Origin of the sequence: Aminobacter anthyllidis, assembly GCF_018555685.1 — a bacterium.
Taxonomy (GTDB): Bacteria; Pseudomonadota; Alphaproteobacteria; order Rhizobiales; family Rhizobiaceae; genus Aminobacter; species Aminobacter anthyllidis.
Map to the genome: position 1 here is coordinate 324,788 of NZ_JAFLWW010000005.1, position 23,254 is coordinate 348,041.

Annotated in this window: 18 protein-coding genes; 5 read left to right on the forward strand and 13 right to left on the reverse strand. The window is 64.3% G+C overall.

Going from position 1 to position 23,254, the window contains the following annotated elements; all coding sequences use genetic code 11:
* Positions 1–88 precede the first annotated feature (88 nt).
* The 3 genes from J1C56_RS18740 to J1C56_RS18750 all read left to right on the forward strand — a co-directional run bounded on the left by J1C56_RS18740 (position 89) and on the right by J1C56_RS18750 (position 2,605).
* On the forward strand, positions 89–1,894 hold the full coding sequence (locus J1C56_RS18740) for an ABC transporter transmembrane domain-containing protein (RefSeq protein WP_214391572.1): 1,806 nt from the start codon (positions 89–91) through the stop codon (positions 1,892–1,894).
* A gap of 61 nt (positions 1,895–1,955) precedes the next feature.
* Positions 1,956–2,186, forward strand: a complete 231-nt coding sequence (locus tag J1C56_RS18745; RefSeq protein ID WP_214391573.1) for an AbrB/MazE/SpoVT family DNA-binding domain-containing protein — start codon at positions 1,956–1,958, stop codon at positions 2,184–2,186.
* Positions 2,186–2,605 carry a PIN domain-containing protein gene (locus J1C56_RS18750; protein WP_214391574.1) on the forward strand — a complete coding sequence of 140 codons (420 nt, stop codon included), beginning with the start codon at positions 2,186–2,188 and terminating at the stop codon, positions 2,603–2,605. The genes J1C56_RS18745 and J1C56_RS18750 overlap by 1 nt, the downstream gene beginning before the upstream one ends.
* A 36-nt stretch (positions 2,606–2,641) precedes the next feature.
* Here J1C56_RS18750 and J1C56_RS18755 read toward each other — a convergent pair whose 3' ends face one another.
* From J1C56_RS18755 to J1C56_RS18780, 6 genes are all read right to left on the reverse strand, one after another.
* On the reverse strand, positions 2,642–3,328 hold the full coding sequence (locus J1C56_RS18755) for a nitroreductase family protein (protein ID WP_214391575.1): 687 nt from the start codon (positions 3,326–3,328) through the stop codon (positions 2,642–2,644).
* A 161-nt stretch (positions 3,329–3,489) separates the two neighbouring features.
* On the reverse strand, positions 3,490–6,366 hold the full coding sequence (locus J1C56_RS18760; protein WP_246591574.1) for an autotransporter outer membrane beta-barrel domain-containing protein: 2,877 nt from the start codon (positions 6,364–6,366) through the stop codon (positions 3,490–3,492).
* A gap of 358 nt (positions 6,367–6,724) precedes the next feature.
* Complete coding sequence (locus tag J1C56_RS18765; RefSeq protein WP_338001468.1) at positions 6,725–9,211, reverse strand: autotransporter family protein; 2,487 nt, start codon at positions 9,209–9,211, stop codon at positions 6,725–6,727.
* 343 nt (positions 9,212–9,554) lie between these two features.
* Positions 9,555–11,207 carry an FAD-binding dehydrogenase gene (locus J1C56_RS18770; RefSeq protein WP_214391576.1) on the reverse strand — a complete coding sequence of 551 codons (1,653 nt, stop codon included), beginning with the start codon at positions 11,205–11,207 and terminating at the stop codon, positions 9,555–9,557.
* Positions 11,208–11,321: 114 nt separating this feature from the next.
* Positions 11,322–13,910 carry a DUF3857 domain-containing transglutaminase family protein gene (locus tag J1C56_RS18775; RefSeq protein WP_338001469.1) on the reverse strand — a complete coding sequence of 863 codons (2,589 nt, stop codon included), beginning with the start codon at positions 13,908–13,910 and terminating at the stop codon, positions 11,322–11,324.
* 92 nt (positions 13,911–14,002) lie between these two features.
* On the reverse strand, positions 14,003–15,487 hold the full coding sequence (locus J1C56_RS18780; RefSeq protein ID WP_214391577.1) for a carboxypeptidase M32: 1,485 nt from the start codon (positions 15,485–15,487) through the stop codon (positions 14,003–14,005).
* Between the two features lie 137 nt (positions 15,488–15,624).
* Here J1C56_RS18780 and J1C56_RS18785 point away from each other — a divergent pair, with 137 nt between their 5' ends.
* Entirely contained in the window at positions 15,625–15,978 is a 354-nt protein-coding gene (locus tag J1C56_RS18785) for a DUF1304 domain-containing protein (RefSeq protein WP_214391578.1), read from the forward strand.
* Here the strand turns inward: J1C56_RS18785 and J1C56_RS18790 are convergent, their stop codons facing one another.
* The 7 genes from J1C56_RS18790 to J1C56_RS18820 all read right to left on the reverse strand — a co-directional run bounded on the left by J1C56_RS18790 (position 15,979) and on the right by J1C56_RS18820 (position 22,259).
* Complete coding sequence (locus J1C56_RS18790) at positions 15,979–17,010, reverse strand: peptidoglycan -binding protein (RefSeq protein ID WP_214391579.1); 1,032 nt, start codon at positions 17,008–17,010, stop codon at positions 15,979–15,981. It lies immediately after the preceding gene.
* A 1-nt stretch (position 17,011) separates the two neighbouring features.
* Complete coding sequence (locus J1C56_RS18795) at positions 17,012–18,031, reverse strand: MotA/TolQ/ExbB proton channel family protein (protein ID WP_214391580.1); 1,020 nt, start codon at positions 18,029–18,031, stop codon at positions 17,012–17,014.
* Between the two features lie 196 nt (positions 18,032–18,227).
* Complete coding sequence (trhA, locus tag J1C56_RS18800; RefSeq protein ID WP_214391581.1) at positions 18,228–18,917, reverse strand: PAQR family membrane homeostasis protein TrhA; 690 nt, start codon at positions 18,915–18,917, stop codon at positions 18,228–18,230.
* A gap of 72 nt (positions 18,918–18,989) precedes the next feature.
* Positions 18,990–19,790 carry an inositol monophosphatase family protein gene (locus tag J1C56_RS18805; protein ID WP_214391582.1) on the reverse strand — a complete coding sequence of 267 codons (801 nt, stop codon included), beginning with the start codon at positions 19,788–19,790 and terminating at the stop codon, positions 18,990–18,992.
* Between the two features lie 25 nt (positions 19,791–19,815).
* Positions 19,816–20,382 (reverse strand): elongation factor P, encoded by a 567-nt coding sequence (gene efp, locus J1C56_RS18810; protein WP_184767932.1) that lies wholly within the window; start codon positions 20,380–20,382, stop codon positions 19,816–19,818.
* A gap of 104 nt (positions 20,383–20,486) precedes the next feature.
* Positions 20,487–21,605, reverse strand: coding sequence for a tetratricopeptide repeat protein (locus J1C56_RS18815; protein ID WP_246591576.1), 1,119 nt, complete (start codon positions 21,603–21,605; stop codon positions 20,487–20,489).
* Between the two features lie 6 nt (positions 21,606–21,611).
* Complete coding sequence (locus J1C56_RS18820) at positions 21,612–22,259, reverse strand: thiamine phosphate synthase (protein WP_214391583.1); 648 nt, start codon at positions 22,257–22,259, stop codon at positions 21,612–21,614.
* Between the two features lie 174 nt (positions 22,260–22,433).
* On the opposite strand from J1C56_RS18820, the gene J1C56_RS18825 reads away from it, so the two are divergent.
* The gene (locus J1C56_RS18825) at positions 22,434–23,204 is read left to right on the forward strand and encodes a sulfite exporter TauE/SafE family protein (protein WP_214391584.1); all 771 of its coding nucleotides are present in this window, start codon (positions 22,434–22,436) and stop codon (positions 23,202–23,204) included.
* Positions 23,205–23,254 lie beyond the last annotated feature (50 nt).

Below are 23,254 nucleotides of genomic sequence, written 5' to 3' on the forward strand. Positions count from 1 at the left end.
AGAAACGGTCGGCGTGCCTATACATCAGCCGATTTCGAATCACAAGGCCGGGCGCTTGCAAATGGGCCGTGGCCGAGAGGGAAATAGCATGGCGAGCACGACAACGGCCGCGAATGAAGAGCGCCGGCGTTCGCTTCGCCCGCTGAGCCGGCTTTCGCCCTATCTCTACCGCTACCCAAGGCTGGTGATCGGCGCGATCATTTCGCTGGTCGCCGCCGCCGTCACCACGCTGACGCTGCCGATCGCCGTGCGCCGGATGATCGACCACGGCTTTTCCTCGGCCGATTCGAACTTCATCGCCAAATATTTCGCCATGCTGGTGGCGATCGCAGCCCTTCTCGCGCTGGCCTCGGCCTGCCGCTACTATTTCGTCATCACCCTCGGCGAGCGCGTCGTCTCCGACATCCGCCGCGACGTCTTTTCCCATGTCACCTCGCTGTCGCCGGCCTTCTTCGATACGGCGATGTCCGGCGAGATCGTGTCGCGTCTCGCCGCAGACACCACCCAGATCAAGTCGGCCGTCGGCGCCACCGCCTCGGTCGCCCTGCGCAACGTCATCCTCGGCCTTGGCGCGCTGGCGATGATGGTGGTGACCAGCCCGAAGCTGTCGGGCCTGGTGATCGCCGCGATCCCGCTGATCGTGCTGCCGTTGGTCGCCTTCGGCCGTTCCGTGCGCCGCAAGTCGCGGCTGGCCCAGGACACACTTGCCGACGCCACCGCCTTTGCCAGCGAGCAGATCGGCGCGATCCGCACGCTGCAGGCCTTCACCAACGAACGCCTGGTGACGGGCAAGTTCGCCGCCGCGGTCGAGACCGCCTTCAACGCCGCCCGCGCCTCGGTGCTGGCCCGCGCCGTGCTGACCTTCTTTGCCATCTTCACCATCTTCGCCTCGGTCGTCGCCGTGTTGTGGTTCGGCTCGCGCGACGTGCTCGAAGGCGTGGTGTCGCCGGGCACGCTCGGCCAGTTCCTGCTCTATTCGGTGTTTGCCGCCGGCGCGCTTGGGGCACTGTCGGAGGTGTGGGGCGAGCTCAGTTCCGCAGCCGGTGCCGCCGAACGCATCACCGAGATCCTGGCCGAGACGCCGACAGTCGCGGCCCCCGCCCTGCCCGTCGCCCTGCCGGCGAAGAGCACAGGCGCGATCGAATTCCGCGACGTGACCTTCTCCTACCCGGTTAGGCCCGACCGTGCCGCCGTGCACGGGCTGAGCTTCACCGTCAAGCCGGGCGAGACGGTGGCCATCGTCGGCCCCTCGGGCGCCGGCAAGAGCACGGTCTTTTCGCTGCTGCTGCGCTTCTACGATCCCGAGGCAGGTGCTGTTGTCATCGACGGCGTCGACTTGCAAAAGGCCGATCCGCGCGCGGTGCGCGACCGCATCGCCATCGTGCCGCAGGACGTGACGGTGTTCGCCAGCACGGCGGCGGAAAATATCGGCTTCGGCCGGCCCGGCGCAGCGCGGGCAGACATCGAGGCAGCAGCCAGGGCGGCGCTCGCTGACGGCTTCATCGAGAAGCTGCAGAACGGTTACGAGACCCAGGTCGGCGAACGTGGCGTGACGCTGTCAGGCGGCCAGCGCCAGCGCATCGCCATCGCCCGCGCCATCCTGCGCGACGCGCCGATCCTGCTGCTCGACGAAGCGACATCGGCGCTCGACGCCGAGAGCGAGAAGCATGTGCAGGTGGCGCTCGAGCACCTGATGCAGGGCCGCACCACCATCGTCATCGCGCACCGGCTGGCGACAGTGCTGAAGGCCGACCGCATCCTGGTCATGGATGGCGGCCGCATCGTCGAGGAAGGCACGCATGCCGGCCTTGTCGCCAAGGGCGGCATCTATGCCCGCCTTGCCAAGCTGCAGTTCGACACCGGCGCCAGCGCCTTCCAGGGCGCCGCGGAGTAGGCTGCCCTTGGATTGCAAGTCTCGATGATACACATTCTTAATGTATATCAAGGAGGCCGGCATGCAGATTTCGAAATGGGGCAACAGTCTCGCCATCAGGTTGCCCGCCCAGGTCGTCGAGGCGCTTGACCTGAAAGAGGGTGACGAGATCGACATCCGGGTTGCCGGCGAGCGCGCTTTCGACATCGCTCTCGACAAAAGCCGCGAACGTGCACTTGAGCGCATCCGTGGCTTGCGCAAGCCGCTGCCCGCCGGGTGGCGGTTCGACCGCGACGAGGCAAACGTCCGGTAATGGCTGCTGTCGGCGAACTGCTCGACACCAACATCCTCGTCTACGCCTTTACCACCGACCCGCGCAGCAAGGCGGCCGAACAGTTACTGGCCAAGGGCTGTAGCATCAGCGTCCAGGGGCTCAACGAGTTCGCCAATGTCGCGCATCGCCAGCTTGGCATGAGCTGGGCCGAGATCGGCGACGCCATCGCGATCATCCGCACGCTGTGTCCACGCGTACTGCCGCTGGATGCGGAAATCCACACAGAAGCCCTGAGACTGGCCGAACACGACGGCCTCTTGTTCTACGATGCGCTTGCGGTTGCCACCGCACTTCGTGCCGGCTGCGCCGTGCTCTGGTCGGAAGACATGCAGAACGGCAAGGTCATCGAAAGTCGGCTGCGGATCGTCAATCCATTCGCCGTCAGCGAGGGCGGATAGGCCGTCGCCTCACGAACCGGCCCTATAGGCCAGCCCTCACAGGAACGTCGCGATCTCCGATAGCGGGCGCTTTTCCGTGGCGTGAACGGGGATCGTCGCGCCCTCCTTGGGATAGCCGACGACCATCAGGATGTAGGGCTTGTCGTGCGGGTCGCGGCCGCAGATCTCGTTGAGGAAGCTCATCGGGTTCGGCGTATGGGTCAGCGTCGCCAGGCCGGCGCGATGCAGTGCCGCAATCAGGAAGCCGGTGGCGATGCTGACCGATTCGGGCACATAGTAGTTCTTGCGCGACACACCGTCGGCCGAGCGGCTCTTGCGCTCGCCGAAGATGCAGATCAGCCACGGCGCCTCTTCCAGGAACGGTTTTGACGCGTCCGTGCCGAGCGGCGCCAGCGCCTTCAGCCACTCCTCGCCGGCGCGGCCCTCGTAGAAGGCGCGTTCCTCGATCTCGGCGGCCTCACGGATCTGGCGCTTGATGTCGGCGTCGCCAATGACGGCGAAATGCCAGGGCTGGTGATTGGCGCCGTTGGGCGCGGTGCCGGCGGCGAGAATGCAGGTCTCGATGATGTCGCGCGGCACCGGCCGCGTCGAAAAATCACGCACCGTATGGCGCGTGCGGATCTCGTCGTAGAACGACTGTGCGCCGGCCCGCATCTCTTCGACCGGCTTTTCCTTGTAATCGGGCAGCGGAACGGTGCGGTACTGAGCAACGGCAGCATTCATCGAAGCAACTCGCGGCGAGAGTGACTATTAAAACCGAGTGCCGACATTCGGCAAAATAGTCGGCATCGTCAATCGCCACTGCCTGCGCCGAACAACAAAGGCAATTCTCGAACGAGACGAGGTGCCAGGCGGGCTGGAGTGCCCGCCCGGCAATTTCGGGTTTAGAACTTCACGCCGAGGCTTGCCTTGACGCCGTGGTCGCGGGCGCCGTTGGCGATCTGGCCGTTGTAGCTCAAGGCGAGATTGGCCTTGGGCGCGATGGCGAAGTCGAGGCCGGCTTCGACCAAGAGCGCATCACGGGCGATCGGCGCGCCATGAACGGTGAAGCTGTCGCCGCCGCCGGCGAAGGCCACCGTGGACGCGGGCGTGACATCGCCGAAGGCATGGCGCCAGCCGAGGCCGCCGCGAACCGTCGCCTTGGCATCGCCGACATTGAAGTCGGTGGCAGCGCGCAGGCCGAGCGTCGTCGTGGTGCTGTCGAAGCTTTTGTCAGTGCTGGTCAGCGCCGCCGCGCCACCGGTTTCGGTGAAGCCGTCGGTCGAGGTCGAGACATAGGCCAGACCGGCGAAGGGTTCGAAGGCGACGCGGCCCATCTCCAGCTTGTAGCCCGTCTCGATGAAGGCCTGGGCCGTGCCGGCATCGTAAGACGCCTTGAGCGTCTCGGTGAGGCCGGGGAACGAGACCGTGCGGCTCGTGTCGATCGAATGCCTGGTGTAGGAGGCACCGGCGCGCAGGGCGACGGCACCGAAGTGGCGGCCGCCATAGACGCCGACATGGAAGTTGTCGCTGTCGCCCGACGCAGCACCATCGTCCGTGTCGAAGCTGGTGCGGCTGTAGCCGCCGAGCAGGCCAAGGCGCCAGCCATCGCCGACAACGGTGTCGCCACCGGCGACGAGGCCACCGCTCGAATGCTCGAAGCCGCCCGAATTGCCGTCGCCGTCGAACGAGCCCCAGTTGCCCAGGGCCTGGCCCCAGACGACGAAGCGGTCGGTATCGGCGGCGACCAGCTCAAGCCCACCCTCGCCATAACCCATGACCGGCAGGTCGGGGGCCGCGACATCGCCGAAGGCCGAGCGGACGCGGTCATTGGCGAATTCGCCGAGGAACTGGCTCGTCTGCGTCGTCCCGCCGCTGACCGAAGCGTGCACGTCGCCGGCGAGCTGGTTCAGCGCATCACGCGCCTCGTCTTCGTCGGTCGACATCAACAGCGCCGAGCGCACCGGATTGCCGCTTGGCAAGTTGTCGACAGCGCCGGCAACAGCCGACTGGTTCGGCGACTGGGCGACCTCCTCGACCGACAGGTCGTTGCGGCTCAGCGCCAGCGTGACGTCATTGCCGTCGCCGCCGGTGTAGCTGATGAGGTGATTGAGGAAGAGCAGGTTGTTGAGATTGCCCACGGACGCAAACGTGCCGGTCACGGCGTCATTGCCGTCGTTGGCGATAATCGTGAACGGCCCGTTGAGCGGGTCCCAGCCACCGGCCGGGCTCGGGTCATTGGGCGTCAGCGACAGGTTGAGCGTCGCATTGGCAATGTTGACGGTGCCATTGACCGTGAGCCTGTCGGCCGAGGTCGGGCTGGCCTCGATTTCCAGGATGCCGTTGTTGACGTAGTTGCCATTGATGGTCTGGGTGTGGACGAGCACGTTGCTCGGCCGCGACGCCTCATAAATGTCGCCAACGGCGTGTGTGCTGCCAGCCTTGACCGTGACGTTGCCAATGATCGTACCGCTGCCGCCGAGGCGACCGCCGGTATCGACATCGAGCTGTCCCGCGAGCTTGCCCGCGCCCAAGCGGCCAACGTAAAGTGCCCCGCTGTTGACCAAGGTCGAGCCGGCAAAAGCCGAGCTGTCGCCAGTGAGGATGATCCTTCCTGAGCCTTCCTTGAAGAAGTCGCCTGCTCCAGCGAGCTTGCCGCCCCAGAACTGGCTGCTGGACTTGGAGATGAGCTTGCTGCCGGCCTCGATGGTTATCGTGCCGCCAGCATTGGCGAGCCACGTGCCCGAGCCGTCGCCGAACTGCAGCGTACCGCCGTTGGAAATCAGCACGGTGCCACTGCCGCTGTTGCCAACGCTGGTAAGGGTCAACTTGCTTCCGCCGACATGCTCGAACGCGCCCGGACCGGTTATGTTACCTGCGAAGGTGACGTCGTCGGAACGGTCGAAGACAACAGTGCCATAATTGAGTATTGCACCAGCGACCGAACCGCTCGTCCCACCATCGCCAATCTGAAGCGTGGCGCCGGTGCCGACGCCAGTGCTGCCGAGATAGGTGTTCGCCCCGGTGAAGACCTGCTTGGTGCCGTCGATGTTGACGCCACCATTGCCCGAGATCACGCCCGAGAAGGTCCCGTTGGCGGCCGTGAGGAACAAGGACCGCTCGCCGAGGACAACCTGACCTGATCCGCTCAGCGCCTTGATGCTCGCGCCTGCGTCCGTGGTCGAAATGTCAAAAGTACCGTCGACAGCCACGCCGCTGGAGGCGCTGATTTTGCCCTGGCGGACCAGTTGGAGCGTCGTGCCGGAGCCGATCGTGGTGGCGCCGGTATAGGTGTTGACCCAATCGCTGAGCTTCAGCGTGCCACCACCGGTAATGTTGAGTGCCGCCGACCCTTTCAGGATCATGCCGATCTCGGCGGTAACGCCGGTGCCCACATTGATCGTCGCCGTGCTGCCAACCGGCGCCAGGGTGAGCGAGTCAGAAGCGGTGGCTGTAAGCCTGTAACCATTCCCCGTGAAACGCAGCATGTCGAAGTTCTGGTGGCCCTGGACGTTTACCCCGCCGCCGGCACCACCGAACACGGCAGTGCCACCAGCCCAGGTGCCGTTGATCGCACCGCTGATGTCGGTCCAGTTCGTGCCGCCCGCGTTCCAGGTGCCGGCACCGCCTTCGATGATGATCGGAAGAGTGGAAGGGCCATCCCAGTACTGGTCTGCAGCGCGAGCCGGCGATGCAGTGCCGAGCACAACCGCCACAGCCCCAAGCGTAACCAGCGCCGTACCGGACCGCAGAGCGGCAAGCCGGACGATCGGTCGGTTCAAGGGGTGGCTGGAAGAAGTCCGGAAAGCTTGAGATGATTCAAAACGAATGCGCGCAGCCGAGCTGCGGTCAAAAAAATGCATTATATCCCCACCACTTGCATGCGCGCCCGAACGGGCAAATGAATTGTGCGGAGACCCCAATCCCCACCCAAAACTTAAGCAATAGCATTGCTTAGAACAGCCCAGCTTATACAGCAATACAAAATATTATGGATGGTGCATTCAACTTTGTACAACTGGCACGACCGCCAGATGGACTCGCCGGCGCGATGCGAGCACTCGCGCAAGGAAGTGGAATTGAGCTGGCGAAGGCGAAGCGGAACGGCAGGCGCTTGCGCCTGCTCCACTCCCAATGCCCCTAGAACTTCACGCCGAGGCTTGCCTTGACGCCGTGGTCGCGGGCGCCGTTGGCGATCTGGCCGTTGTAGCTCAAGGCGAGATTGGCCTTGGGCGCGATGGCGAAGTCGAGGCCGGCTTCGACCAAGAGTGCATCACGGGCGATCGGCGCGCCATGAACGGTGAAGCTGTCGCCGCCGCCGGCGAAGGCCACCGTGGACGCGGGCGTGACATCGCCGAAGGCATGGCGCCAGCCGAGGCCGCCGCGAACCGTCGCCTTGGCATCGCCGACATTGAAGTCGGTGGCAGCGCGCAGGCCGAGCGTCGTCGTGGTGCTGTCGAAGCTTTTGTCAGTGCTGGTCAGCGCCGCCGCGCCACCGGTTTCGGTGAAGCCGTCGGTCGAGGTCGAGACATAGGCCAGACCGGCGAAGGGTTCGAAGGCGACGCGGCCCATCTCCAGCTTGTAGCCCGTCTCGATGAAGGCCTGGGCCGTGCCGGCATCGTAAGACGCCTTGAGCGTCTCGGTGAGGCCGGGGAACGAGACCGTGCGGCTCGTGTCGATCGAATGCCTGGTGTAGGAGGCACCGGCGCGCAGGGCGACGGCACCGAAGTGGCGGCCGCCATAGACGCCGACATGGAAGTTGTCGCTGTCGCCCGACGCAGCACCATCGTCCGTGTCGAAGCTGGTGCGGCTGTAGCCGCCGAGCAGGCCAAGGCGCCAGCCATCGCCGACAACGGTGTCGCCACCGGCGACGAGGCCACCGCTCGAATGCTCGAAGCCGCCCGAATTGCCGTCGCCGTCGAACGAGCCCCAGTTGCCCAGGGCCTGGCCCCAGACGACGAAGCGGTCGGTATCGGCGGCGACCAGCTCAAGCCCACCCTCGCCATAACCCATGACCGGCAGGTCGGGGGCCGCGACATCGCCGAAGGCCGAGCGGACGCGGTCATTGGCGAATTCGCCGAGGAACTGGCTCGTTTGTGTCGTACCGCTGCTGACCGAAGCGTGCACGTCGCCGGCAAGCTGCTCGAACGCATCGCGCGCCTCGTCCTCGTTGGTCGACATCAGGAAACCGGCGGCGACGGGATTGGAATTCGGCAGGCTGGCGACAGCTGCGGCGGTGGCGGCCTGGTTGGGCGCATCGGCGATGCTGCCCAGCGTGACGTTGTTGCGGCTGAGCGCAAGCGTCACGTCGTTGCCGTCGCCACCGGCGTAGTCGAGCAGATGGTCGAGGAAGAGCAGGTTGTTGAGGTTGCCGACGGACGCGAAGGCGCCCGTCACGGCGTCGCCGCCGTCATTGGCGATCAGCGTGAACGGGCCGTTGAGCGGCAGCCAGGCGCCCATCGTCGACGGCGACAGCACGAGGTTGAGCGTTGCACCCGAGATGTCGACGGTGCCGTTGACCACGAGCTTGTCGGCGCCAGATGGCGTCGCCTCGACTTCGAGGATGCCGTGGTTGGCGTAGTTGCCGTTGATGGTCTGGGTACCGATGGAGTTGCCCGCGCCGTGCGTAGCGCCAACAGCCACCGTGACGTCACCGCCAATGGTGCCGCTGCCGCCGAGCCGGGCGCCCGATTTGACTTCGACCCAGCTCTGGATTGCGCCCGCACCGCCGACGCCGACAATCAGCGTGCCGGCGTCGACTATAGTGCCGCCGGAATAGAGATTGGCGCCCATAAGCGTCTGGGTGCCGCTACCTGATTTGACCAGCTTGCCGCTGCCCGAGATGACACCCGAGAAGGTGGTGCTCTTGTTGTCATTGCCGGTCGTCAGCGTAGCGCTGCCGAGGTCGACGGTGCCGGACCCGGCGAGAGAGCCGATCTTCTGGTCGTGGTAGCTGAGTACCAGCAAAGCACCGCTTGCCACAGTGTAGCTGCTGTTGGCGCTGAAGACATTGGCGTAACCGGCGACAATGCTGCCCTCGGCGACATTGGTCGCCGTGGCATAATTGCTGAAGCCGTACGGGTTGGTGAGGATCAGCGCGCCGCTGCCAAGCTTGGTGAAGGTGCCGGTGCCGAGGGATACGTCGCTGTCGACCATCTGGGCCTCGGTCGTCAGATCGAAGCTGCCTGTATCGATCGCCCCGCCGGCCGAAGTGAACTGGATGGTGTGGTTGATCAGCTGAAGCGCGGCGGCACCCGACTGCAGCGTGCCGCCGTCGAGCGTGATGGCGCCCGAGCCAAGGACCGAACCGCCGGTGACACGGATGGCGCCGCCGCTGATGATGGCACCCATGCTGAAGCTATTGCTGCCATTGGTGACGACGAGTGTACCGGCGCCGGTCTTCCTGATGTAGCCGACTTCGCCGGACTCGTAGATCCTGCCGGAATAGGTGCCGGTGGCACCAGCGCCGACGACGAATTCCTGGAACGGGTCGAAGCCAACGGGATCAGTGATCTCCTCGCCATCGAGGAGAACCACCGGATCGGCCCAGGCAGGCTGGAGCAAACCGCACAGGACAACGAGTGACACGCCCGAAAGAGCGCGCGTTGTGGAAAAAATGGCAGGCACTGTTTGCTCCCCACCTGCCGTCGGAAGGGGAGCTTATCCCTCAGGCAGGCCCAAAATTAATGAGCCACACCTAAACGACAACACCATGGATGGGAAGATTTCAGCCACGCCATTTCTGGGTGTAATTCCAACACCGTAGATTTGACCGGTTACGTCGGCGCGGCTTCGGCGCCACCATGGCTCAGAACTTAACCGCCAGGGGCAGCGGTGCGATCAAGGTGATGTTGGCGCTGACATTGATGGTATTCGACGCATCGCCATTGGCGTTGGCGGTGCTGATCGCGGCGGCAAGTTCGGTTTCGTTGGTGACGTTGAAGGTTGCGGCGAGTGCCGGCTGCGGCGGCTACCGCGCCGCGTGCCGGCCGGCATTGCGGCCGGAGAAGATACAACCGCCGAGGAAGGTGCCCTCGAGCGCGTTGTAGCCGTGATAGCCGCCGCCGCCGAAGCCGGCGACCTCGCCCGCCGCATAAAGGCCCGGGATGATCTCGCCGTCCATGCCGAGCACCTGGCCGTCCAGGTTGGTGTGCAGGCCGCCCAAAGTCTTGCGGGTCAGCACGTTGAGGCGGACGGCGATGAGCGGGCCGTTGTCCGGGTCGAGGATCTTGTGCGGCTTGGCGGTGCGCACCAGCCGGTCGCCGAGGTAGCGCCGCGCGCCATGGATGGCGGTGACCTGGGCGTCCTTGGAGAAGGGGTTGTCGATCTCGCGATCGCGTGCCGCGATCTGCGCATGCAGCCGGTCGTGGTCGATCAGGCCGTTGCCGGCGAGCGCGTTCATGCCGGCAACGAGGTCGCGCAGGTTGTCGCGGACCACGAAATCCTCGCCATGCCGCTTGAAGGCCTCGACCGACGGCGGCGCGCCCTTGGCGCGGCGGCTCTTCAGCACCTCGATCCAGCGCTTGGAGGTCAGGTCCGGATTCTGCTCGGAACCGGACAGCGCGAATTCCTTCTTGATGATCTTCTGGGTCAGCACGAACCAGGAGTATTCCTGGCTGGTGGACAGGATACGCTTCAGAGTGCCAAGCGTGTCGAAGCCGGGCAGGAACGGCGCTTCCAGCCGCTCGCCCAGCGCATCGAACCACAGCGACGACGGCCCCGGCAGGATGCGGATGCCGTGGTTCGGCCAGATCGGGTTCCAGTTGGTCAGCCCCTCGGTGTAGTGCCACATGCGGTCGCCATTGATCACCGCGCCGCCGGCGGCTTCAGTGATCGCGACCATGCGGCCGTCGACATGATGCGGCACGCCGGCGACCATCTTCTTCGGCGCTGGCCCGAGCCGCGCGACCGGCCAGGCTTTGCGGACCAGCTCGTGATTGCCGCCGATGCCGCCCGAGGTGACGATGACAGCACCTGCGTGGAACTCGAAGTCGCCTGTCACCTTGCGCCCCGACTGTTGGCCGCGCTCGACGGTGGAGGGTTCGAGGATTTCGCCCGACACGCCTGTTACCGCCGCACCAGTCTTGATCAGGCGGCTGGCCTGATGGCGAAACTTGAGCGTGATGTGGCCGGCGGCAGCATGGTCGCGGACACGACGCAGGAACGGTTCGAGCACGCCGGGGCCGGTGCCCCAGGTGACATGGAAGCGCGGCACCGAATTGCCGTGGCCATGCGCCAAGGCACCGCCGCGCTCGGCCCAGCCGACGACGGGAAACCAGCGCATGCCCTGGGCATGCAGCCAGGGCCGCATCTCCCCGGCGGAGAAATCGATGAAAGCCTCGGCCACCTTGCGCGGCCAGAAATCCTCCGGGCGGTCGAACTGCGCCGAGCCCAGCCAGTCCTGCAGCGCAAGCTCGCAGCTGTCTTTGATGCGCATGCGGCGCTGCTCGGGGCTGTCGACGAAAAACAGCCCGCCGAGCGACCAGAAGGCCTGGCCGCCAAGCGAATTCTCGCCTTCCTGCTCAAGGACGATGACCCGCTTGCCGGCATCGGCCAGCGCTGCCGCGGCAACCAGGCCGGCAAGTCCGCCACCGACAACGATCGCATCCGCCCGGTCCGCCAACTGCCCCTCCCAAGGTCCTCTGCCGTCGCAGCGAGTTTCAGGCAACGGACGGCAAGATCAAGCGGAAAGTCTGGGCGGTTTGGTTCCGCTGGGGAAGGAACGATCGGCCCGGAGCTACTGCAAATGGTAGTAGGCGAGAACCACGGTAAAGAAAGCCCCGACAACCATCCAAGCCCTGTCCCAGTCGGTGAACCGGGAGTTTCGAACCAGATACTCGGAATTTCCTTCATTGATGCGATTGATCGCGACAACGAGTGGCAGCGGCGCGAGCGCGGAAATGGCCAAACCGCCGAATATCCTGAGACCATTCGCCCAGACTGCTTCGGGTGGCTCGATCGCAAAGGTGTAGACTTCACTACCCAGCAGCAGCAGTCCGGCTACCACGCCCAGCCAGGTTGCGACCTGCCGGGCGCCGAGGTCTCGGTTGACGCGGAGGAAAATCTGTACTGCGAAGAATGACAGAAAGACCCCGCGCAGGAACGACCAGTAGCGCGCACCATATGCCACCTTCTGCTGGCGGAACACGCGCCAGCCCCACAGTATGCCGTATAGCCCTCCTGTCAGTACCGTCATCACGACGAACTTCCGGGGTGAGATAGGCCAGTAAAGCTGGCCTGGCCTTGGTTTGAAGGTCCTTTGTTCGACCACACAGGTCGCAAGCATAGCCAAGAGCCACGCAGCAAGGGCGATTCCCTGATAATCCGTTTCTGAAGTGCTGACTTCCTCGGCTTTCGTGCCCTCATGGGTAAAATCATAGGACCATCGCGTGTTCTCGAAGATTTCGTCAACCGAGGCGAGATACTCGCTCACCGCCGATGCAGGCACCTCGGAGCCAAGCTTTTTCAGGTCCCAATTGATGGTGAATTCCGATGGCGTGCTGCTCCAGCCAGTCAACAGAATGAGATACGGTGTCATCACATTCTTGGCCTGTTCAGCCGAAAACTCAGCTTTTAGATTCTTGACCGTCACGCTGTGACGACGATAGGTCGGGCTGCCGATCCACACCGGCCCGGTCCGACCAAATTTTGCTGGTTTGGGAAGGCTGGCATCATCAAGATCGGCGCGGAGCGGAAAATTCTTGGCCAGGTCCTTCGCGGCCAGGGCCTCCGGCGACAGTTCATAGGCTTCCGACAAGGTGATCACATTGCTGTCGCGATCATCCACCGGCTTCAACGCCGCCACGCTGCGAATGCCCGGATATTGCTGGTCGTAGTACTTGAGGTAGCTGTCGGCAAATTGCTGAAGCGACTGGCCCGCCAGCTTGCGGCGCATCGTGTCGGCATCGACGCCACGATAGGTGGTCACTGTTTTCAAAGTCAGCGGATCGCCGGCCTGTGCTGGAAAACTGATCTCCTCGGCAACCGCGGTCGTCGGTTCAAGGGGCTCAGCCGCCCGCATCTTTTCCAACTCGCCCTTCGAGCTCGAGAGCGGCAGGACATAGCCATAGTCGGGTTCGACAAGCCGGTCGCCACGGCCACCCTGGAGGTAATCAGTGCCATCCAGCCAGAAGACGCGGGAGCTGATTTCCGCGCGCACGATGGCATGGTCGAATGCGCGCAACGTCGGCAGGAAACTGGTCAGGCCATAACCGCCATCGAGGTCGGCGAGCGCGACCTCAGCCTTGACCCCGAGATAGGTCAGAGCCGACGCAAGCAACAGCGCCTTGTCCTTGCAGTCGCCGAAGCCGCTGGCGATCACCGTTGCAGGATCACGCGGCAGGTAGGACCCGGCTCCGATCGACAGGCTGATGTAGCGGACCTCGTCCTGGACGATGCGCAACGCCTCGATCATCCGCTCGCGCGGATCGCTGTGGCGCGCAGCGATTGCGTCGAGCTTCGCCGTGAAGGCAGGAGGGAAGGTGCTGACCGGCTGATAGCTTGCGGCCACCGCATCAGCCACCTCTCGCCAGTTCGTTGTCGACGATACCAGCACATGACCCCAAGGCACGAACGAGGCCGGCAGATTTTCCTCGACCTTGACCGGCTCGGGATTGAAGATCTCCCAGAGGTATCGCGTGTGACCGGCAACATTGGATACCTTCGGCTTGATGCTGGTGCGTTGTTGCTTGAGGTGCAGCGGCCGCGATGTTGGCCAGATGATCTCGCGGCGCATCAGGCCGACCGGTTTGTCCCACCCGGCGGCAACGTAATAGTAGAACAGGTCCTTGCCGACGATCTCCCGTCTGTCCGTCGTGGTCGCATAGTCGATGATGTCGCCGACGCGCACGTCCCTGACATCGATGCGTGCGGTCAGCCACCCGTCGAAAACACCGCGCACCGAGTCGCGCTCCTGCCGATAGATATCGAAGGTGGTCTCGACGAGCCGGTCCTGCACGACGCCGTCGCGGATGACCCGCAGGTGGTTCAGTTTGACGCTATGCCGTGCCGGATCAAAGTTCAGGTTGATCGTTGCGGCCTGCTCGAGCCCCGGCCGGTCGACGACCTGATAGGCATCCCGCTCGTATTCGACGTAGCCACCGGGGCGATACATCACCTGCCAATCCGAAAGCAGGCTGGAAATTCCGTTGCGGATGTGGTCGGCCCGGTTCGGGTCGGCAGTCGGAATATCGACTTCAGTTACCCAGCTTTCGACAGGTCCCTTGCCAACGTCACTGCCTGCATTGGCAAGTTGAGGATGCAAGACCATCAGAAACAGAACAAAGCTGGCGAGGAGCCAGCCCCTCGCCGAAATACTGCAACCCACAACCAAACCCCGCCGAACAACAACAGCGATGTTGTCGGCGGGATCAATCGGGAAGTAAAGGCCAGGCCTCGAAAGAAGACCGCGCGCTTTTGTTATCTGCCGTAGCGCTTCTTCAGGTGCGCCGTGAAATGCGCCGCGTTGAGCTTTTCGCCGGTGGCGCGTTCGAGCAGCTCCGGCGTCGACCAGCGCGAGGCCTGCGACCAGATGTTGTCGCGGCGCCAGTTGTTGACCGTTGCGAAATGGCCGCGCGCGATCTCGTCGTCGACAGCGGGATGGGTCTTGGTCAGTGCCGCCCACTGCTGCGCCGCCATCATCGCGCCCAGCGTATAGGACGGGAAATAGCCGAAGGCGGCGCTCGGCCAGTGCACGTCCTGCATCGGACCGTCGGCCGGATTGTCGATGGTCGACAGGCCGAGATACTCGCGCATCCTGGCGTCCCATGCCTCGGGAAGGTCCGACACCTGCAGGCGGCCGGAGATCAGTTCCTGCTCGAGTTCGTAGCGCAGGATGACATGCAGCGGATAGGTGACCTCGTCGGCATCGACGCGGATCAGGCCGCGCTCGACGTGGTGGACGTGCGGCAGGATCTCATCCATCGACCAGCTTTCACCGAGATGCTGTTCGACCAGCGGCAGCGCCCAGCGCCAGAAGGCAGGATTGCGGCCGAGCTGCTTTTCGACGAACAGGCTCTGGCTTTCATGCACGGCCATGCCGCGCGCCTTGCCGAGTGGCCAGTGCGACCAGGCTTCGGGCAGGTTCTGCTCGTAGAGCGCATGGCCGGTCTCGTGCAGCACGCCCATCAGCGCCGACAGGAAGTCGGAGGTCTTGTAGCGCGTGGTGATGCGTACGTCGGACGGCACGCCGCCGCAGAACGGGTGGTGCGACACCGACAGGCTGCCGCGCGTCAGGTCGAAACCGACGGCGCCCATCATGGCAAGGCCGAGTTCGCGCTGGCGCTCGATGGGGTAGACGCCGGACAGTGGCCGCTTGGGATTTTTCGCCAGGCGCTCCTGCTGCACGGCAAGGGCCTCCGGCACGAAGTCTTTCAGGAACGCCTTGAGATCGGTGAAGACGGGCGTGATGTCGGCTGTGCGGTTGCCGGGATCGTATTGCTCCATCAGCGCATCATAGGGGTCGAGGCCGAGCGCCTCGGAGCGCAATGCCGCCTCCTCGCGCGCAATGGCGACGATGCCCTCAAGCGCCGGCTGGAAACCGGCCCAGTCGTTCTTGGCCCTGAGGTCGCGCCACAATTGCTCGCAGCGCAGCCGCGCCGAGGTCTGGCGCTCGACGAACTCCGACGGCAGGCAGGTCATGTTGGTGTACTGGCGGCGGAACTCGCGCAGCGCCACGGACTGCTCGTCGTTGAGCGTTTCCCGTTCGGCGGCGGCGATCCAGTCTGATATCTCGGGCGCGGTCGCCTGGCGGTGGTGCATGCCGGCAAGTGCCGACAGCGCCTCGGCGCGCTTGGCGCCGCCACCGACCGCCATGTGGGTGGCTTCGTCGGCGCCCAAAATGGCGAGCGCGTGTTCCAGCGCTTCGAGCTTGCGGCCGAGTTCGTCTATTCTTGCGAAGGACATGGTGGCTCCTCTGTCTCAAAATCGCGGCGAGAGGATACCAAAGCGCGCGCATTCGCAAGACTGTTCGGCTGGTCCACCACTTGCCGGTGCGGCAGCCGGCATGCTCAAGTCATGCCGGAGATCGAAGGGGGACGGTTATGCTTGCAAACATCCTGGTCGGGCTGGTGGCCCTGATCCATCTCTACATCGTCTATCTGGAAATGGTGTTGTGGGACACGCCGCGCGGCCACAAGGCCTTTGGCCTCAAGCCGGATTTCGCCACCGCGTCGAAGGTGCTGGCCGCCAACCAGGGGCTCTACAACGGTTTTCTCGCCGCCGGCCTGATCTGGGGCTTGTGGCTGGGCGAGGCAGGGTTCCAGGTCACGGTTTTCTTCCTGCTATGCGTTGCCATTGCCGGGCTGTATGGCGCGGCGACAGTCAGCCGCAAGATCCTCTACATCCAGACCGTGCCGGCAGTCCTTGCGCTGGGTGCCCTCTGGCTTGGCTGGTAGTCAGCGCTCAGTGAGCTTGAGCTCGATGCGGCGGTTCTTGGAGCGTGCCTCGTCGCTGCCGCTTTCGTCGAGCGGCTGGAATTCGCCGAAGCCGGCAGCGACGAGGCGGTTGGCGGGGACGCCATTTTCGATCAGGAACTTGACCACCGAGGTCGAGCGCGCCGACGAAAGCTCCCAGTTGTCGCGGTAGCGGCCGGTGCCCGACAGCGGAATGTTGTCGGTGTGGCCGTCCACGCGCAGCACCCAGTTGATTTCTGGCGGGATTTCCTTCTGCAGCTCGATGATGGCATCGGCGAGCTTCTTCATCTCGCCGCGGCCGGCATCGTTGATCTGCTCGGATCCGGTCGGGAACAGGACCTCCGACTGGAAGACGAAGCGGTCGCCGACGATACGGATGTTTTCACGGTCGGACAGGATCTCGCGCAGGCGGCCGAAGAAGTCGGAACGGTAGCGGTTGAGTTCCTGCACGCGCTGGGCAAGCGCCACGTTCAGGCGGCGGCCAAGGTCGGCGATCTTGGTGTTGGATTCCTTGTCGCGGGTCTCGGACGCGTTGAGCGCTTCTTCGAGAGCACCGATCTGACGGCGCAGCGCCGATATCTGCTGATTGAGCAGTTCCACCTGGCTGAGCGCACGCTGACTGACCTGGCGCTCGCTTTCGAGCTCGCCCGACAGAGTTCCGATCCGTGCGTTGGCCTCCGCGCCGGCGCCCGTACCTTGCGACAGCAGCTGTTCGAGCCGGCTCTTTTCGCTCTCGGCTGCCGACAGCGACGCCTGCAGGTTTGCCAGCGCATCCTCGGCGTCCTGCGAGCTTGACTTTTCGAGCGCCAGAAGCTGCGTCAGCTCGTTGATCTGCGAATTGAGCCGGGTGAGCACCTCGTCCTTGCCCGAGATTTCGCGGCTGAGCAGGAACTGCGCCAGCACGAAGACGGAAAGCAGGAACATGATCGCCAAAAGCAGCGTCGACAACGCGTCGACGAAGCCCGGCCAATAGTCGATGCGGCGGTCGCCGCGCCGCCCGCGCGCCAATGCCACCTTAGTGCACCCCTTCCTTCTTCAGGGCGTCGGCGATCTTTTCGAGCGTGTTGCGCATCGCCTTTTGTTCATCCGACTGCGCCTCGACCCAGTCGCGCATGATCTGCTGTTCGCTGCGCATGTTTTTGACGAGACCGGAGATGCCGTCGGCGAGATTGGCCATGGCGGCGGCGACACGCGGGTTCGAGCCGCCCTGCTCCTGCATGTTGCGCAGGCGCTCGGACAGCACGCGAATTTCGTCGGAAGAGCCGTTCTTGGCATCGGCAACGACCATGTCGGAGGACAGGTCGGTGACGGAAGACAGCCAGTTTTCAAGCTCGGTGTAGAAGCGCGTCTGGGCGCGTCCGGCCTGCAGGTCGAGGAAACCCAGCACCAGCGAGCCAGCGAGACCGAACAGCGACGATGAGAACGCCGTGCCCATGCCTTGCAGCGGTGCCGCGAGGCCGGCCTTCAGCGATTCGAGCACCGCAGAAGCGTCGCCCGAGCCCGGGTCGAGCGACTGGATGGTTTCGCCAATCGAGCCGATGGTGCCAAGCAGGCCCCAGAACGTGCCGAGCAGGCCGAGGAAGACCAGGAGGCCGACGAGATAGCGCGAGACGTCGCGGCTTTCGTCGAGGCGGGTTGCGATGGAATCGAGCATGGTCCGCATCGAACTTGTCGAGAACGCCATCGAGGCCGAACGCCCGAGCATCGCCTTCATCGGCGCAAGCAGCACGGGGTTCGCCGCCTCGGAGCCGGCGCGGAAGGAATTGACCCAGCGCACCTCGCGGAACAGGCGTCCGACCTGGACGAAGGCGAGGCCGATACCGACAACGAGCACGCCGATGATCAGGCCATTGAGCCCGGGGTTGGTGCCGAAGGCACTGGAGATCTGCCGCGTCAGGATTGCCGCGATGAAGGCGACGATCGCCAGGAAGATGATCATCGTCAGCAGGAACACCTGCGGCGAGGACAGGCGGTGCGGATCGTAGTTCAGCACATCGGAGCCTTTGCCTACTCCGAGAGATTTCAACAATGCCATCGGCGCCCCGGTTCCGGTTCCTGCGATTGGAGCCCCGCCTATCCATTCGGACGCGCCTGGGCCGCTCCATCACTTTGAAGTCTACGCGCCGAGCTTTTCAAGAGTTTCGGCGCGATGCGTTAGTGGACTACGACTGTAAGCGGAAATGTGACGAAAATGAAAGACGCTTGCGCGCGTCGACTTCCGGAACGGCTTGTCAGAGCCGGGCCACCACCAGAAGGTCGATCATCGCGGCGACATGCAATCCAGCGCCGGTGATGACGAAGCCGTGCCAGACAGCACTCTGGAAGCGCAGCCGCTGCCAGGCATAGAAGATCACGCCGCAGGAATAGACCATGCCGCCGGCAAACAGCAGCCACAGCGTGGCGCTGGGCAAGGTGGCGATCAGCGGCTGCAGGATGACCACACCGCTCCAGCCCATGGCGAGATAGAAGGCGATCGCCAACCGGTCGAGCCGGCCGGGCAGGAACAGCTTGATCGTCATGCCGGCAAGTGCCGCAGACCAGACGATGCCGGCCATCCAGCTTGCTGTGACGCGATCTTCGAGCTGGACGAGGAACGGCGTGTAGGTGGCGGCGATCAAAAGGTAGATGCCGGCATGGTCGAAGCGGCGCAGCACCCATTTGGCCGGCGAAACCGGCAAAAGATTGTAGGCGCACGACACCGACAGCACGGTGAGCAGGGCGACGACGAAGACCACCGCCGCGAGATACTCACCGGTTGCGGTATAGAAGGCGGAAACCGAAAGCAGTACGGCACCGGCGGCAACCGCCAGCACGATGCCGATCGCATGGACCACGCCATCAGCGATCAACTCGGCGCGCGAATGGCTGTAGCGCCCGACGAAGGGCACAGCCGTTTCATGCTTGCGTTGATTGTCCGACATGGCTCGCCCCTGCGCGGGCCCTAATATGGGCAGGCGCAGGGAACGAAGGCAAGAAGCCGGTGACGCGGCGGATCAGCGCGGCGTAACAGGCCGCTTCAGCGTCTTGATGAGCGCACGGTGGATGGTCTCGTTGCCGGCGACGATCGAGCCGCCGTCGAGCATGTCCTGGCCGCCCTTGTCGTCGGAGACGAAACCGCCGGCTTCACGCACCAGAAGGATGCCTGCGGCGACATCCCAGGGCGACAGCCCGGTTTCCCAGAAACCGTCCATGCGGCCCGCAGCGACATAGGCGAGATCGAGTGCCGCCGAGCCGAGACGGCGGATGCCGGCCACTTCGCCCATGACGTTGCGCAGCTCGAGCAGGAAATTGCCGTGATGGCCACGGCCGAGATGCGGCACGCCGCAGCCGATGACGGCATCCACAAGCTTGGTGCGACCGGAAACGCGCAGGCGGCGATCATTGAGGAAGGCGCCGCCACCGCGCTCGGCGGTGTAGAGTTCGTCCATCGCCGGGTTGTAGACGACCGCGGCAACGATCTGGCCCTGCCGCTCCAGCGCGATCGAGATCGAGAACACCGGAATGCCGTGCAGGAAGTTGGTGGTGCCGTCGAGCGGATCGACGATCCAGCGGTGCTGGTCGTCCTCGCCGGCGACCGCGCCACGCTCTTCCATCAGGAAGCCATAGCCCGCGCGGCCCTTCGACAGCTCTGCAAACAGGATGTCTTCGGCCTTGCGGTCAGCCTGGCTGACATAGTCGCCGGGCCCCTTCAGCGACACCTGAAGGTTCTGCACTTCGCCGAAGTCGCGCGACAGCGAGCGGCCGGCCTTCATGGCGGCCTGCACCATAACATTTAGGATCGCTGAACGCGCCATGATCTAGGACTCCGTGTTGCCGTGCTCAATCCGCGCGGCGGACGTAGGTGAGCTCGTTGGTGTCAACGATGATGCGTTCACCCGACGAGATGAAGGGCGGCACGAGCACGCGAACGCCATTTTCCAGCACTGCCGGCTTGTAGGACGAAGCAGCCGTCTGGCCCTTCACCACCGGGTCGGCTTCGGTAATCGTCAGCGTCACCTGGTCGGGCAGCGCGATGCCGATCGGACGCTCGTCATAGAGCTCGACCGTGACCATCATGCCGTCCTGGAGGAACGCGGCGCGATCGCCGACGAAATCCTTGAGCAGTTCGAGCTGCTCGTAGCTGGCGGTGTCCATGAATACCAGCGCGTCGCCCTGCTCGTAGAGGAACGAGAAGTCCTTCTGCTCGAGGCGGACTTTTTCGACCGTCTCGGCCGAGCGGAAACGCTCGTTGAGCTTGGTGCCGTTGATGAGGTTCTTGAGTTCGACCTGGTTGTAGGCGCCGCCCTTGCCGGGCTTGACGTGATTGGTCCGTACCGCCACCCAGAGGCCGCCGTCATGCTCGATGACGTTGCCGGGACGGATTTCGTTGCCGTTGATCTTGGCCATGATTGGATTCCGGAAGAGAGGTTTGCGCCGGAAGGGGCGCTATCGGCGCCTCCAAGACCACAAAATGGCTTTTTAGGCAAGAGAAGTCGCGATTTTGGCTGACGTCAGCGGAGACGGTTGGCGCGCTCCAGCCCCTGTTTCATCTCCGTGTCGGTCAGACCGCGCAGGAAGTCGTCCATCTCTGGATCGTTGAGCCCGGCACGGCGGGCGTTGATGTACCATGCCGCGGCCAGAATGGGATCGGGATCGACGCCAATGCCGCCCATGTAGAATTTGGCGAGGCGGTTCTGCGCCGCGACATTGCCGCCATCGGCGGCAAGCCTCATCCAGCCGAAGGCGGATTTCATGTCGCGGTCGCCGCCACGGCCGTCGGCCATCCACAGCCCGAGGTCGAACTGGGCCGAGTCGTAATTCTGCCTTGCGGCGCGCACGAGCAGCAGCCGCGCCTGGTTATCGTCGCGGCGCTTGCCACCAACGCCATTGGCGTAGACCTGGGCCATAGCGTATTGCGCATCGGGTAGCCCTGTGGCCGCCGCCCGCTCGTAGTAAGGCACGGCCTTTTCGAGCCCCTTGCCGCCCGGCTCGCGCTGCACCAGCATCTGGGCATAGTTGAACTGGGCGAACCGGTTGCCGGCCTCGGCTGCTGCCTGCATCAGTGCATTGGCAGCCTTGTCGTCGCGGGTGACGTAACGCCCGTCAAGCAGCAGCAGCGCATACTGGAACTGCGCTTCGGGAATGCCCTGTTCGGCGGCGCGCTCATACCATTTGGCCGCCTCGCCATCGTTGCGGGCAACGCCCAGGCCGCGTGAAAGGATTTCGGCAACCAGCGTCTGCGCCGCCGCATCGCCCGCCTCGGCGCGTGTAATGGCAAGATTGTAGGCCGTCTTGTAGAGGCCACGCTGGAAGGCGCCATAGGCCTCGTCCGAGTGCTTGCCGCCGAAACGGTTGGGGTCGATTCCGTCAGTTGTCTTGGCCGCCGGATTGGCGCCAAGGTCCGGCGATCCAATTGGTGCCGGAACTGGTTCGACAACCGGCATCGACCCCGTGTCGAGCGGCATGGGGGCCGGCCCGAAACGGTTCGGATCGATGAGATCGAGCGACTTGCCGAGCGAGGGAACAGCCCCCTGGTCGGACGGCGTGATTGGCGCGCTCTCGACCGCCATCGCGGGCTTGAGCCCAAAGCCCAGGCACAGCAAAGCAGCGAGTAGGCGCGAACGGTCCATCGACGTTTATCCCTCGAAGCGCGGCGCAGTCTCGTCGAGCAGCGCATTGGCGCGGGCCACCGCCTCGCGCGGGTCGATGCCTTCGCCGAACACCGCCGACGATATGGCAACGAATTCGACACCGGTCGCCGCCACCGTCTCCACCGAAGCGATATCTGAGCCGGCCATGACGATGCAGGGGATCTCGATCATCTCGGCCCACCACTGGCCGAGCGACAGGTTGCGCGAATGCGGCTCCGGCTTGTTGTCATAGCCGAAGCGGCCAAAGAACATGTAGTCAGGCCGCTCTTCGCCGAGTTCCAGCGCATCATCGCGTGTCTTGGCGCCGCCGACGCCAACCATCATGCGTTCCTGATAGTTCTCGACGGCTTCGGCCAGTTCGGCCTTCTTGCCCTCGATATGAATGCCGTCGGCATGAACACGCCCGGCAACGCGGGTGTCGCCGGCAACGACAACTGCAACGCCGACCGCGCGCGCGGCCGCCGCGACCTTTTCGGCAAAGCTCTGGAAAGAAGCCTCATCGACGCCTTCGCCGGGCAGGATCAGCGAGGCGACATCGCCACCCGCGAGCGCCGCCTCGACATCCGCAGGCGAAACCGTGGGCGGCGCGATCAGCACGATGCGGCAGCGATTGGGTGGCGTGGTTGGGTTCATGTTCGTCGATCCGGGTGCTTGACGCCTATGCAAGGCGATCATGTTTGCATTGGGGCATAGAACAAAGTGCCGCCGTTGAACAGGATGCGCTGAAGACCCCAAGCACGTGAAAACATGGAGCGTGCACTCGCCAACTGCCATTCATCCCGATATTGCGGATTCGAGAGGCTCTTCATGACCGCACTTCTTTTCGACCCGTGGTTTTATGCGGCGGCAGTTCCTGCCGTGATTCTCGTCGGCCTGTCGAAAGGCGGCTTCGGCGGTGCCGTCGGCTTCGTCGGCGTGCCGCTGATGGCGCTGGTGATCTCGCCGGTGCAGGCGGCGGCCATCCTGCTGCCGATCCTCATCCTGATGGACGTCGTTTCGCTGTGGACCTGGCGTGGCGTCTTCGACCGCACCATCCTGTGGCAGATGCTCCCCGGGTCGATCATCGGCATCGGCATCGGCTGGCTGATGGCCTCTGTCGTGACCGCCGACAATGTGCGCTTCATCGTCGGCGCCATCGCCTTCATCTTCGTGGCCCGCTGGATCTATACCAGCCTGCGCCACGGCGCCGACCACAAGACCGAGCCGAACGGCGTGGCCGGCGCCTTCTGGGGATCGATCGCCGGCTTCACCAGCTTCGTCGCCCATGTCGGCGGCCCGCCCTTCCAGGTCTACACACTGCCGCTGCGCATGGATCCGAAGGTGTTGACCGGAACCAGTGTCATCTTCTTCGCCGTGACCAACGCCATCAAGCTGGTGCCTTATTTCGCGCTTGGCCAGTTCGATACCGCCAACCTCACTGCCTCTTTGGCGCTAATGCCGCTGGCGCCACTGGCGACGCTGGCCGGCGCCTGGCTGGTCAGGCGGATGCGGCCGGAGATCTTTTATCCTTTCACCTACGTCACTGTGGCAATCGTCGCGCTGAAGCTGCTTTATGACGGAGTGGCCGACTTCATGTGAGGATGAACGCGGACCGCTCCTGATCTAGGTTAGGGGAACAGGGAGGAACC

What these genes read in the sequence shown, in the direction of transcription:
- J1C56_RS18745 (WP_214391573.1), top strand. Translation starts at nt 1,956, where the DNA reads ATGCAGATTTCGAAATGGGGCAACAGTCTCGCCATCAGGTTGCCCGCC.
- J1C56_RS18780 (WP_214391577.1), bottom strand. Translation starts at nt 15,487, where the DNA reads ATGTCCTTCGCAAGAATAGACGAACTCGGCCGCAAGCTCGAAGCGCTG.
- J1C56_RS18825 (WP_214391584.1), top strand. Translation starts at nt 22,434, where the DNA reads ATGACCGCACTTCTTTTCGACCCGTGGTTTTATGCGGCGGCAGTTCCT.
- efp (WP_184767932.1), bottom strand. Translation starts at nt 20,382, where the DNA reads ATGGCCAAGATCAACGGCAACGAAATCCGTCCCGGCAACGTCATCGAG.
- J1C56_RS18755 (WP_214391575.1), bottom strand. Translation starts at nt 3,328, where the DNA reads ATGAATGCTGCCGTTGCTCAGTACCGCACCGTTCCGCTGCCCGATTAC.
- J1C56_RS18805 (WP_214391582.1), bottom strand. Translation starts at nt 19,790, where the DNA reads ATGGCGCGTTCAGCGATCCTAAATGTTATGGTGCAGGCCGCCATGAAG.
- J1C56_RS18785 (WP_214391578.1), top strand. Translation starts at nt 15,625, where the DNA reads ATGCTTGCAAACATCCTGGTCGGGCTGGTGGCCCTGATCCATCTCTAC.
- trhA (WP_214391581.1), bottom strand. Translation starts at nt 18,917, where the DNA reads ATGTCGGACAATCAACGCAAGCATGAAACGGCTGTGCCCTTCGTCGGG.
- J1C56_RS18795 (WP_214391580.1), bottom strand. Translation starts at nt 18,031, where the DNA reads ATGGCATTGTTGAAATCTCTCGGAGTAGGCAAAGGCTCCGATGTGCTG.
- J1C56_RS18740 (WP_214391572.1), top strand. Translation starts at nt 89, where the DNA reads ATGGCGAGCACGACAACGGCCGCGAATGAAGAGCGCCGGCGTTCGCTT.
- J1C56_RS18815 (WP_246591576.1), bottom strand. Translation starts at nt 21,605, where the DNA reads ATGGACCGTTCGCGCCTACTCGCTGCTTTGCTGTGCCTGGGCTTTGGG.
- J1C56_RS18750 (WP_214391574.1), top strand. Translation starts at nt 2,186, where the DNA reads ATGGCTGCTGTCGGCGAACTGCTCGACACCAACATCCTCGTCTACGCC.
- J1C56_RS18820 (WP_214391583.1), bottom strand. Translation starts at nt 22,259, where the DNA reads ATGAACCCAACCACGCCACCCAATCGCTGCCGCATCGTGCTGATCGCG.